The 11,851-nt window shown below is 52.6% G+C and carries 10 protein-coding genes; all 10 read right to left on the bottom strand.

The genetic code is table 11. The annotated features are described in order from the left end of the window. Positions 1–41 precede the first annotated feature (41 nt). Complete coding sequence (locus V4U88_RS05210) at positions 42–581, bottom strand: hypothetical protein (RefSeq protein ID WP_334072208.1); 540 nt, start codon at positions 579–581, stop codon at positions 42–44. 30 nt (positions 582–611) lie between these two features. Continuing rightward, on the bottom strand, positions 612–1,124 hold the full coding sequence (locus V4U88_RS05215; protein ID WP_334072209.1) for a MauE/DoxX family redox-associated membrane protein: 513 nt from the start codon (positions 1,122–1,124) through the stop codon (positions 612–614). Positions 1,125–1,505: 381 nt separating this feature from the next. After that, on the bottom strand, positions 1,506–2,141 hold the full coding sequence (locus V4U88_RS05220) for an SGNH/GDSL hydrolase family protein (RefSeq protein WP_334072210.1): 636 nt from the start codon (positions 2,139–2,141) through the stop codon (positions 1,506–1,508). A 172-nt stretch (positions 2,142–2,313) separates the two neighbouring features. Continuing rightward, the gene (locus V4U88_RS05225) at positions 2,314–3,333 is read right to left on the bottom strand and encodes an ABC transporter substrate-binding protein (RefSeq protein ID WP_334072211.1); all 1,020 of its coding nucleotides are present in this window, start codon (positions 3,331–3,333) and stop codon (positions 2,314–2,316) included. A 49-nt stretch (positions 3,334–3,382) separates the two neighbouring features. Beyond that, positions 3,383–4,444, bottom strand: coding sequence for an ABC transporter ATP-binding protein (locus V4U88_RS05230; RefSeq protein WP_334072212.1), 1,062 nt, complete (start codon positions 4,442–4,444; stop codon positions 3,383–3,385). Between the two features lie 31 nt (positions 4,445–4,475). Next, on the bottom strand, positions 4,476–6,131 hold the full coding sequence (locus V4U88_RS05235) for an ABC transporter permease (RefSeq protein ID WP_334072213.1): 1,656 nt from the start codon (positions 6,129–6,131) through the stop codon (positions 4,476–4,478). A 50-nt stretch (positions 6,132–6,181) separates the two neighbouring features. Next, entirely contained in the window at positions 6,182–7,258 is a 1,077-nt protein-coding gene (locus V4U88_RS05240; RefSeq protein WP_334072214.1) for an ABC transporter substrate-binding protein, read from the bottom strand. 789 nt (positions 7,259–8,047) lie between these two features. After that, entirely contained in the window at positions 8,048–9,316 is a 1,269-nt protein-coding gene (locus V4U88_RS05245; protein ID WP_334072215.1) for a PTS ascorbate transporter subunit IIC, read from the bottom strand. Between the two features lie 44 nt (positions 9,317–9,360). Beyond that, on the bottom strand, positions 9,361–9,651 hold the full coding sequence (locus tag V4U88_RS05250; protein ID WP_334072216.1) for a PTS sugar transporter subunit IIB: 291 nt from the start codon (positions 9,649–9,651) through the stop codon (positions 9,361–9,363). Further along, complete coding sequence (locus tag V4U88_RS05255) at positions 9,648–11,732, bottom strand: BglG family transcription antiterminator (protein ID WP_334072217.1); 2,085 nt, start codon at positions 11,730–11,732, stop codon at positions 9,648–9,650. The genes V4U88_RS05250 and V4U88_RS05255 overlap by 4 nt, the downstream gene beginning before the upstream one ends. Positions 11,733–11,851 lie beyond the last annotated feature (119 nt).

Here is an 11,851-nt window from a genome sequence, read left to right on the forward strand (position 1 = left end):
TCAAGGAAGTGCACATTTTATCGTTCCACCGATCCTTCCCCTTACGCCGAAACTCGCTCTTCCCCATGCGAGACCAGTGCCTGCAGATGGCCTTCGTTGTTTATAATTCCCTTCGCTCGGATCAAGCCATCCGGGGAGACATAGTATCCAAACGGAACGAAGGGCGTTTGCAGGTCCTTGAAATTTTCCACATGAATAATCGGAACCTGGAGTTCATACTCCTTGATCGCTGCGTTTACCTCGTCCTCCGGACCGGACATCATAAACAGGTACTGATACACCGGCATTTTCTTCTGTACATCGTTAATGACCGAGTACAGCTTTTTGCAAGCCAAGCATTGGGAAGAAGTCAAAAATATAAGTGTACCGAGCTTGCCATGGTCCTTGAGGAGAACGGCTTTTCCATCCATGGGGAGACGGCCGCCAAGCGGAAACTCCGCCCCTTCAGGCAAGCCCTCTTGTTGTTCATAGAGCATACTTCTGGCTGTGATGGCGCTCTTTAAAATGACAATCACGACGTAAGAAATCAGAATCACGATGACCCATAAGAGCAAATACGAGATTTCATACATGTCCGGCATAACATGTCACTCCTTTAGTCGGTTGTTGTTCTATTCCTGGTAGAGCTGATGGTACTGTCGCAGCGTTAAACCCAATGCATAAATTACCAAGATCCCTAAGGAAGAGAGTACCGCCAGCCCTATTTCCCCAAAAGAAGCCGAGGCCCGTGCGGACGGGACCGGCGCAACAAGAAGATAAACGCTCAAGAGGAAGAGGACAAAATGTCTGATATGCAGCGCCATGCCAAACTTTTCCGAAATAAGCCCCCCAAACCACTGGTAGATCACCATTCTGCCTTTGGCTCTCCAGGCCCCCCACGCAAAGGCACAGAGCAGAAGCAGAGCAAGCACCGCACCAATTCGCAAAGTAATAGGGAACCACAATAGCACACAAACGGCCAACTCGGCCAAAGGAATGGCGGCTCCAGCCCTTTTCGTCCATAAAGGAGCGATTCTAAGCTGCCTTAGCGTGTCTCTGAAGGATGACAATTTGCTCAGTTTGGCTGCAGAAGACACCCCGAATAAAACGCTTACAAATACCTGAATCAAGGCAATCAACTCCATCTTTAACTCTCATCTCCTGTCTTCGTATTGACCCATACATCCAAACAAAACGAGATGTTTCGTGCAACCGTTTGCATTTTTGAGAATAAAAAAACGTGTCATCATGAAAATCCTGAGTTTGCCATCTAACGGTGAGGTGCAGAAAAGTAGGAGGAAGCATAGCTGCTGAATAAAAGCAATAATGCAAGCGTTTGCCCAATTGGCCGAAGTATACCCTTTGAAGAAAAACATTAAGGTGGAGCGTTTCTCGAATGTTATTTGTTACCATTTGACTTAATTATATCCTCCTCTCTCTCGCTGTCAACTACTTATCCGCAAAAAAAACCAACCAGTAAAACTGGTCGGCCTTCCTTCCCTTTTATTCGACACATTTCCTCATGCTTACCGCAAAGGCAGGTAGCCAAGCCGGTCCAGTTCCTGGGCAATGACACGGTAGCCCCTCGCGTTCGGGTGAACCCCATCCAAAAAGAGCAAATTCCGTTCGTTGCCTTCGAACGCCGAATAAATGTCGGCCACGCGGTAATTTGGCCCTCCCAGGGAATAGAGAAACGAATTGTACTGACGCGCAAACCTTCCCGCTTCCCTGTTCGGAAAGGGATTGTACACGCCCACCATCCGAATGATGAACGGCCTAGGCTGCCCGGATTTTATCCGGTACACGTCATGGACAATTTGCCTTACATTCTCCTTCGTCCGGCCCAGCGCTTGCGGGATGCGGGAAGCGTCTAGCCGGGATCCGCCGCGGACGGCTCCGGCATAAGGCCGTAGATCGTTCGCGCCGATCGATACGGTGATGATATCGGCCCGCCGAAGCGCCGCCCGGAATCGCGGGTCCCCCTGAATCTTTGCAAGCAGCCTCTGCGAGGTCAACCCGTTAATCCCTAAATTCTCATAGTTTATCGAGGTACGGAGACGTCTTTCGGCCATGCGCCGATAGACGGGGGCAAATCCGCCGCTAAGCCAAGCTCCCGCCCCCGTCGTCAATGAATCCCCGATCGCCGTATAATGGTAGCCCACCTGCAAAACCTCCTCCGTCCTGCCTCTCCCGAATTCGGGTTAACCGAACCATCCACGGAGGACGATTCCGGTTCCCGCCGCATGATATCTTATGCAGTAAGGGAGGGACAGGACAGGGGGATTCGCATATTCCATACCAAAAAAAACGGTAAAGCCTGCTGTTCAGCGCTTACTATTCATCTCCCAGACCCAGCACCCGGGTGGTCCACTTTTGGATCAGGCGTTCACGGTTCCTCCCGGCCCATTCAAGGTCGTATGAAATGGCATTTAGCTTCTCCAAAGGGATAGCTTCTTCGGGAGGAACAGCATCCGGATTGGTCAACTGCTGATAATTCCCGACCTGCTTACCCAGATCCTGAGCCTGTTTGGTCAATGCCCAATCGACGAACTCCCGGGCCTCTTTCTGGTTCGGCCCACCTTTGATTACGCCGACCGCCCCGATTTCATAGCCGGTTCCTTCATTAGGAAAGCTAATGATGAGATCCTGGAACCCCTCTTTGTAATATTTGAGTGCATCATGGGCGAACATGACAGCCGTTCCCGAATCCCCCATGCCCACCGTTCGTCCGGGAACGCTGCCGGATGTGGTGTAAACGATGCTTTGCCGATGAAGCCGCCGCAAGTAATCAAACGCCTCATCCTCGCCAAACAACTGCACCAACGTAGCCATCGTCGTGTAGGCCGTTCCCGATGAGCGGGGATCCGCCATCGAAATCATCCCCCGGTACTCCGGCTTCAGCAAGTCGCTCCACGAGTGAGGAGCTTGCAGCCCCACCTCCTGCAGCCAGGTTTTGTTGGACACAAAGGCGATGGAACCAATATAAATGCCTGTCCAATATCCGTCAGGGTCCCGATACTCCGGAGGGATCGACTCGGCCTGTTTGGAATTGTATGGCTCCAGCAAACCCTCTGTCTTCGCCTGAATAAAGGTATCCGCCGGGCCGCCATACCATATACTGGCTTTCGGCGCATTCCGCTCCGCGCGGATTCGCGCCAGAATTTCCCCGCTCGACATACGCACATAATTCACTTTGATGCCGGTCTGTTTTTGGAAGGTTTCGATCGCCTTTATAGCATGATCCTCGTACAAACCGGCGTATACCGTTAACGTTCCTTGTCTTTCCTTGCCGCAGGCCGACAATAAGGTGAACAGAAGGGACAGCAGAAGTATGCCTAACATTATTCGTTTCATGCCGCCCGTCCCCCTTTTCTTGATGTCGTCCCGAGTCCTATGCTTGGGGTTAAATCACATGCAGCGCATCTTCGGCAAATTCCACGGAAACGGAGGCTCCGACCGTGTGGACCTTCTCCTGAATCGGATTGTGCTCGGTTATTTGGAACAGCTGGCCTCCAAACTGTACTTCGTATTCTTGCGTTTGTCCCATAAACACGCTTTTTTGTACGATTCCCTTACGCTCCGGCCCGTTTCCCAAGGATACGGCTTCCGGTCGGATAACGACGGTCACGCGGTCCCCCGTCTTAAAACCGTCCCGGTGAACTCGCAATAATCCAGCGGCCGTATCCACCAGCAGCCTGCCTTCCTCCGTCCCTTTGACCGTACCCTCCATAAAATTGGCGGTTCCGATAAAATCCGCCACGAACTGCGTTTTGGGGCGCTGATAAATCTCCATCGGCGTACCCATTTGCTCGATTTTCCCTTTATTCATAACGATAACCTTATCGCTCATGCTCATCGCTTCGCTTTGATCATGTGTGACATAAACCGCCGTAATGCCGATCTGCTGTTGAATCCGCCGAATTTCATCCCGCATGACCAGACGCAGCTTGGCATCCAGGTTAGACAGCGGTTCGTCGAACAGCAGTACGCCGGGCTCCATTACGAGCGCCCGGGCCAAGGCCACCCGCTGCTGCTGCCCGCCCGACAATTGATTGGGCATCCGATCCCGATAATCCCGCAGATTCATTATATCCAATACGGATTCAACTTTCGAGATGATATCGGGTTTGGACATCTTTTTAATCTTAAGCCCGTACGAGATGTTGTCGAAGACGTTCAAATGAGGAAACAAGGCATAGGATTGAAACACCATCGTACAGTCTCTTCGGTTCGGGGGAATCTGGTCCACCGCTTCATTACCGAAATAAATGTGCCCCTCGGTGATGTCTTCAAATCCGGCGATCATGCGAAGTGTCGTCGTTTTTCCGCAGCCCGACGGGCCGAGAAGGGTAACGAACTCCCCCTCCCCGATGTTGAGGTCCACCCCTTTGACCGCGTACGATCGTTCCCCTCTATCATTCAAGAAAGCCTTCGATATATTTTGGAGCGTTACAGATTTAGCCATGAACAATACCTCCTTCAAGAATGGACGCCCTTTAAACGGAGCGTTCTTTACCGCCCATCCATTTCACCAGCAAGTTGATTAACGCCAACGCCACAATCATGATGAGAATCAGGATGGTACAGTAAGCGCTGGCCACACCGATCCGTCCCGCCTCGACCTGCGCCAGAATCGATGCGGTTATCAGGTTATATTTGGCCGAAATGAGGAAAATGACGGCGCTCATCGCGGTCATGCTTTTAACAAAGCTGTTGACGAGACCGCTGAAAAAGGCGGACTTGATCAACGGGAGCACTACGCTGGTGAACACTTTGCTCCCCCCGGCCCCCAGGTTGGTCGCGGCCTCTTCGATGCTCGGGTCGATCTGCTGCAAGGCGGCGACACCCGAGCGAATGCCGACCGGCATAGAGCGTACGACAAACGCGGCCACGATAATCAGTCCCGTTCCGGTTAAGGCGAGCGGTGCCTTATTGAAGGCCAGAATGTAGCCGATCCCGATCACCGTTCCCGGTACGGCAATCGACAGCATGCTGATGACTTCGAGCGCTCTTTTGCCTATGAATCTTTTACGGACGATCAGGAACGCAATAATCATTCCCAAAAGCCCCGCGATCGGCGTGGCGACGATGGCCAGCGTCAGCGTATCTTTTACCGCCTTCTGCCCTATGGAGAAAACGTATTTGTAATGATCCAGGGTAAGGCTGTTATTGATCCCCCACAGCTTGATAAACGAACCGACGGGGACAAGTGTGTAAAAGGCGATAACGACGAGTGACATTATCATACAAAAAATGAATAACCCGTGTTTGACAGCCCCGGACTCGATCATTCTGCGCTGTCCGGTCGGCTTGCCCGTTACCGTGACATAGCTTTTCTTGCCGACCCAGAAGTTTTGCAGGATATACACGATAATCGTCACGGTCAGCAAAATCATGGCCAGCGCCGCGCCCGCCTGCAAATTATAGCTCCCTACCGCCTGCAAATAGATTTCTCTGGCCACCGTAGAGTAATTTCCTCCGATCGTCATGGGGTTGCCGAAATCCGCAAGAGACTGAACAAATACAAGCAAGAATGCATTGGCGATCCCCGGAACGGATAGCGGCAACGTCACGCTGAGAAACGTTTTTAAGCGGCTGGCCCCCATATTTTGACTCGCCTCTTCCAGGGAAGGACTAATCGAGCGAAGCAAGCCCGACAGCGTCAGAAACGCGATGGGAAAAAACGATAGCGTCTGCACGAGGACCAACCCATGCAGCCCGTAAATGTTGGCGTTCTCGAGGCCAAGCAAATTTTTGGTCACCAATCCTTGTTTTCCGAACAACAGCATCGCGGACAACGCGATGACAAACGGCGGTGAAATCACCGGCAAGATAGCGATTCCGTTAAACAACTTTTTAAAGGGTACCTTTACATAGGCAAACGTATAGGCGAAAACATAGGCGATGGCCGTGGACAGCGTGGCCGTTAGGACGGCCAGCACCAGCGAATTAACCAGGGCCTGGAACAATCCTCCTCCGGAGAGGACACGCAGGTAACCCTCCAGACCAACCTCGCCGGACGAACCGACGAAGCTGGATTTAAAGATTTGGAATAATGGATATACGATAAAAACGAGTAAGCAGAGCATGACCAACACGATAAGAATCGGCAGGAGCGGCTCGCGCTTGAATCTCTTGAACATGGCGCTCATTCAAGCTCTCTCCTCTCTAGATAACAACTTTGGAGGTAGTCCCCAGTTATTTATTTTTTGACCTCGGCGCTCCATTTGTCGATCAGGCGTTGACGTTCTTTACCGGCTTCAACTACGTCGTAATCAACCATACGAATATCGGACAAATTCAAAGCCTGTTCCGGTCCTACGGCATCCGGATTCGTCAAGTTTTGGAAGCTTCCCACCGTCTTGCCAAGTTCCTGAGCGGCCGGTGACAAGGCCCAATCGACAAATTTCTGGGCGAGCTCTTCGTTTTTGGTGTTTTTGATGATGCCGATCGATCCCGTCTCGTATCCCGTACCGTCCTCAGGAACCGTCATCACAAGGCTGTCGAAGCCTTCTTCCTGGTATTTAATAATGTCGTGCGCGAACAAAATGCCTACGCCGGCTTCTCCCATGCCGACCATCCGGCCTGGAGCGGAGCCGCTTGTCGTATACTGCTGTACTTGGGGGTGCAGTTTTTTTAGGTAATCGAAGCCGCTCTCCTCGCTCCCCATCACCTTCAAGACGGAATACATCGCCGTATAAGCCGTACCGGAAGACGCCGGGTCCGCCATGACGATTTCGCCTTTAAAGGCCGGATTCAGAAGGTCCTCCCATCGCCGCGGAGCCTCCACGCCTTTCTTCGCCAGAAAATCCTTATTGGACGCAAAGCCGACCGCTCCGACATATACGCCCGTCCAATAGCCGTCCGGGTCCTTGTACTTGGCATCTATCTTTTCGGCCACAGGCGACTGGTAAGGCTGCAGCAATCCCTCGTTTGCCGCTTGGACGAACGTATCGGCCGGTCCCCCATACCAGACATCCGCCTGCGGGTTGTCTTTCTCGGCCCGGATCTTAGCGAGAATTTCCCCCGCCGACATCCGAATCATACTCGCCTCGATTCCGGTGTCTTCCGTAAATTTTTTGATGGCGGCTACCGCGTGGTCTTCCTGAAAGCCGACATAAACCGTCAATTTGCCTTGCGGCTTGTCCGCAGCCCCGGCATTCTGCCCCGCCTTATCCCCCGCTGCGCCGGAGTTTCCTCCGGTTGACCCGCAACCTGTAAAGAGCAGCGCTGCCACCGCCAATACGGCTACTGAACTCATCCATCTCTTTTTACTCATCTTGAAATCCCCCTTTATCATTTATGATTCAATTATATTGGTTGCGCTTACAATACTGTGAGTCCAAGTCTTTGCCACTTCTTGCGGCAAAAAAACGGGCGGACCCGAAAAGGGGCTGTTGTCATCGCATTGCGGGAGAAGTATGAATCCCCGGTCAACGGATTCTGGACTCGATAGACAAACTTTAAGATGTTTTTTCTTCCGAAAAGAAAGAACGGGCTGATCCCACCGTCGGAGTCCACACCATTAACGGGAAAAAGTCCTGTTAATGTACGACTATTTGTTCTTTGATCGGATTTAGCTGGAAAAGCTCCATCTATTTTGCGGCCCTATTGCTGATATACGCTATTTCAGGCGAATTAGCGGGAGGTTTTCCAGCTAATTCGCCTCTGCAGCCGCTTACGCACCAAATTAACGGGAACAATTCCCTTTAATTCGAGCCACCAAGCCCTTAGTTGCAGGTCAAGAGTGTGATAAGCCCCCTTTACACCGCTGTCTAATATGCAAATCAATAGTTCAACCTATATAGATGCAAGATACATAACAGCGCGGCAGTCCCAAAAGTCATCCGGCGGTTCCTGCTTCGAAGGCTTGAGAAAACAAGCCTGGAGCTCGGATGGATGGCTTTCTCTTGCCCACAACCTGCTGAAAAAGCACACAGCGGACCAAAACAGCAAAGCGGCCGTCCAAGGATAACTTCCTTGAACGGCCGCTTTACTTTTGAAGGATTGCCTCTTTAAGTCTGAAAAAAGTCTACTTTTGGGACAGCCTCTGGATTTAAGACAACCGCTATCCCAACAACCAACCGAATAACTTATGGACCATCACACCGATGACCGAAAAATCGCTATCGGCGAAGGTCGCCCGCAAATAACCGAGATTGGTTAGCAGGGGAATCAGTAATGTCGGAAGCATGGTAATCGCAAATCCGTGGCATAGCGAAGCGACGACCAAGCCTTTGCGGCCTCCCATCTTATACGCGATAACGCCGGCCGTTCCCCCCGAGAAAAAGTGCGGGATTACCCCGGGGATGATCACCGTGTACTGAACCTGGAAGAGCACGGCCATCGCCACAAGCCCCCCAGCGAAACTCAGAAGAAAACCGACCATGGCCGAAAAAGGCGAAAACTTGAACAGCACCGGGCAATCCAGAGCGGGGATAGCCCCCGGAACAACTCGGTCGGCAATCCCTTTGAAAGCGGGGACGATTTCGGACAGGAGCATGCGTACGCCCGCCAGGATGACGTAGCACCCTCCCGCGAACCAGGTTGCCTGGATCAGGGAAACGACCAGAAGATGGCGGCCGGAGAACATCTCGGCAATCCCTCCGGAAGAGGCGAACAGTCCCGAAAAGAGGAAGAGGACAAACGTAAACCCTGTAATCACGACCATATGATCCTGAAAAAAAGACCGGAGCTTTTGCAGTCCAGGCGACTCCGGCGGCTCCGGCCCCTTCTTGAACCACGAGGCGATAAATCCGCTTAGAACATATCCGACGCTATTGAAGTGTCCCAGTGCAAAGTCATCGTTTCCCGTCACCCGTCGAACATAAGGCTGGGCGATCAGCGGAGCAAACGACATGCACAAAGCCAATACCAAACCGCCGCCCGCCATCACCTGCCATAGCGGCATGGACATCGAAACCAGTACACCCGCCAGCAGCGAGGCCATGAACAGCATATGATGCCCCGTCAGAAAGATGTATTTGACCGGAGTCAGACGGGCGATCAAGAGGTGGACGATCATCCCGGCCAGCATAATAAGCGCAATCTCTTCCCCGTAATTAATCTGGGCCAACGCGGTTATCGTCTCGTTATGCGGGATGATCCCGATAATTTGAAATCCTTTCTGAATGACCGCCGATAAATTGGATAAGGATGAGCCGGCGGCGTTGGCGCCGATTTGCAGCAAAGTGTACCCGAGCATGGTCTTGATCGTGCCGTGAATAAGCCGTTGAAACGACTGCTTCTGCAGCAGCAGTCCGATAAACGCGATTAATCCGAGCAGCAGGGCAGGTTCCCCGAGTAGTCCCTTGCTGATGACTTGCGTCGCATTCATGGGGTAACCTCCCGTCTAGATATTCATCAATTTCATTTCGTTTGTTAGGCGAACCAGTCCCGGAGCGTGTTGCACTCCATGAGCCGTGCTTTCAGATGCTGCCGGTCGGTAATGTCCTCCAGTCCGATCAGTTCAGCCGTCCCGGCCAGGTGCAGTGATTCTATAACATAGCTGGAACCTATAATCAGATCCGCATCATAAGCATCCAACGAGGTGATATCCGTATGCTCGATTTGAGCCTGTACGCTCAACTCCTTCATAAGGGCCTCCACATTTAACCGGATCATCAGGCTGGTCCCCAGACCGCTGTTGCAAGCAATGACGATCTTTTTCATTTGCCCTCCTTCTCCCGCAGCCTTCGCCACAGGCTATCCGCATCTGCGGTTTGCCTCAAATCGGCCATGAACGATTCGTCGTTCATCACCTCCAGCAATGTCCCGAGCGCGGTCACATGCCGCTCCTTATCGATGGCCGCCAGCGTAATAACGAGCCAAACCGGCTGAGCGGAGGGCCCGAACGCCAGCGCCTCGCGAAAGGTCATTAAGCTGAACCCCGTTTTCGCCACACACTCCGGCATATATACGTGGGGAAAGGCCACCCCGGATCGGATGATAAAAGAATGCTTATTGGAGTGGATGATTTCGACCAGGGCATCTCCGTATTTTGCGTCCGAAACCCCTTTTGCCATCAGAATCCGGTTTCCCTCCCGAACGGCTTCCTCCCACGGAACGGAGGCTAATCCAAGGCGGATGGAATCCGGCGGTAATAACGAAGTAAGAGTATACTCCCCGGCCGGCCGCTGATCCCGACCGCCTCCGCCCTGGAACAAGTACAGCAGTTCCTCCAGCAAGCCGTTGCGGTTATGGATATGGGCATTTCGCTCAACCGCCTCGAGGATGTCATTAACCGCTTGAACGGAGGCAGCAGCCGCAGCGGATTCGCCCGAAGGCGCGACACCCAAGAAGCTTGCGATTCGCTTCTGGTCCGATTCGTCGAGAAGCGGGGACACTTTCACCCAGGGCACCTGCAAAGCTTGGCTGATTTCCATCGTGCTGACGATGGCATCCACTTCGCCGATCTTGATGCTTGCCGACTCTTTATACGAGTATGTTCCGGCAACATCAACCTGGGGAAAAACCACGGCCATCCGCCGCTTCAACATGGCCGAAGTGCCGAGACCCGAACCGCATACGATCGCCACGCGCTTGCGCAGAGGAGCCTGCGGAGGGATCAGCCCGCTTCCGATATGAAGCATGATATAACCGACCTCGTCCCGATCAAAAAGAACGGACCAGGGTTCCATCACGTCATTTACAACCCGCTCCACCAAATCGAGCAATGATCCGTACTGGGCTTCCAATTGCCGCATCAACGGATTTTTCGATTGCAGCCCGAACTTGGCCCGGTAAATGGCCGGTTTCAAATGAATGGCCAATCCCTGGACAATTTGGTCGGATAACTGCAGCTTTCGCCCCAAATCCCGCTCGATGCGAACCACCATTTGCTCGGCCAGTTCGACAATCATTTGCTCCTCGGCCGGCAGACTTTGTTTTTGAGCGCCGAGAATATGCTGAGTGATATAACCGATTTCCGCCGCGGGAAGCTTCACCCTAAAATGCTCCTCAATCCGCGGGCCCGCCTCTGTCCTCACCAATTCATACGCATCATGGCCTTTTAGCTCGGACAGGGATTCGGGATCCATCTCGATCGAATGCGTCCCCCGCAATCGTTCCATCGCCATGAGGATGTGAAGAATTAGGGTGGAGTACCCGGCATCCGTAAATTGAACGCCCATCTTCTCCTCCAGGCGTTGCATCGTATCGAACAGCATAGCCGTATCCTCGGTGTTGAACCAATCCTTCCAGGGGGTGACCGGTAACCGCGGTTCCCCATATTCCCGTTGATCCAGAATATATCGGAACAATCGGTCGTCGGTCATCTCAGCACGCAGCAAACTTAAATAAGCGCTTCGTTTGAGTTTCTCCGCACCCGTGACGTAAAGCACTCCCCGGTCCCGGACCAGGGTTAACTCCCAGAGCTCCAACCGCCGCTTAATTTCGCCTAAATCTTGCAACAGCGTATTTTTGCTGATCCCGAACTCCTTCATTACCTCTTTGACGGGCAGCTTCGCCTCTTGCAGAAGCTGCTTGAGCAGCAAGCCGATCCGATGCTTCGCATCCATGTAATCGGGACGCTGCTGCGTCTGCGCGGCAAGCCGCTTGGACTGGTCGCCGCCGAGCCGAAGCCGGACACCGGCGGTACGATCGCGCTCCAGGCGCACCCCCCGTTCCATGAGCCAATCCTCCAGCCCCAGCAAGTCATTTCGCACCGTACGCAAAGAGATCCCATACTCATCCGCCAAATTTTGCAAAGATATATAAGTGGTCCCGTCGTTCTCCATCAATTGTTTGAGCATTCGCTGTTGTCTGCTTGATATCATGTTCTCACCCGGAGGTCATTGTTTTGTATGCGCTATCATGGGTTAATTATTGCATATTTAGCTAGCAAGATATAGGGATTTCTCCGAAAAAAAAA

It is taken from the genome of Paenibacillus sp. A14 (assembly GCF_036864815.1).
GTDB classification, from domain to species: domain Bacteria; phylum Bacillota; class Bacilli; order Paenibacillales; family Paenibacillaceae; genus Fontibacillus; species Fontibacillus sanfengchensis.

Bases quoted from the DNA above. Each gene is read 5' to 3' on its own strand.
- V4U88_RS05210 (WP_334072208.1), bottom strand. From the start codon at position 581: ATGCCGGACATGTATGAAATCTCGTATTTGCTCTTATGGGTCATCGTG.
- V4U88_RS05215 (WP_334072209.1), bottom strand. From the start codon at position 1,124: ATGGAGTTGATTGCCTTGATTCAGGTATTTGTAAGCGTTTTATTCGGG.
- V4U88_RS05225 (WP_334072211.1), bottom strand. From the start codon at position 3,333: ATGAAACGAATAATGTTAGGCATACTTCTGCTGTCCCTTCTGTTCACC.
- V4U88_RS05230 (WP_334072212.1), bottom strand. From the start codon at position 4,444: ATGGCTAAATCTGTAACGCTCCAAAATATATCGAAGGCTTTCTTGAAT.
- V4U88_RS05235 (WP_334072213.1), bottom strand. From the start codon at position 6,131: ATGAGCGCCATGTTCAAGAGATTCAAGCGCGAGCCGCTCCTGCCGATT.
- V4U88_RS05240 (WP_334072214.1), bottom strand. From the start codon at position 7,258: ATGAGTAAAAAGAGATGGATGAGTTCAGTAGCCGTATTGGCGGTGGCA.
- V4U88_RS05245 (WP_334072215.1), bottom strand. From the start codon at position 9,316: ATGAATGCGACGCAAGTCATCAGCAAGGGACTACTCGGGGAACCTGCC.
- V4U88_RS05250 (WP_334072216.1), bottom strand. From the start codon at position 9,651: ATGAAAAAGATCGTCATTGCTTGCAACAGCGGTCTGGGGACCAGCCTG.
- V4U88_RS05255 (WP_334072217.1), bottom strand. From the start codon at position 11,732: ATGCTCAAACAATTGATGGAGAACGACGGGACCACTTATATATCTTTG.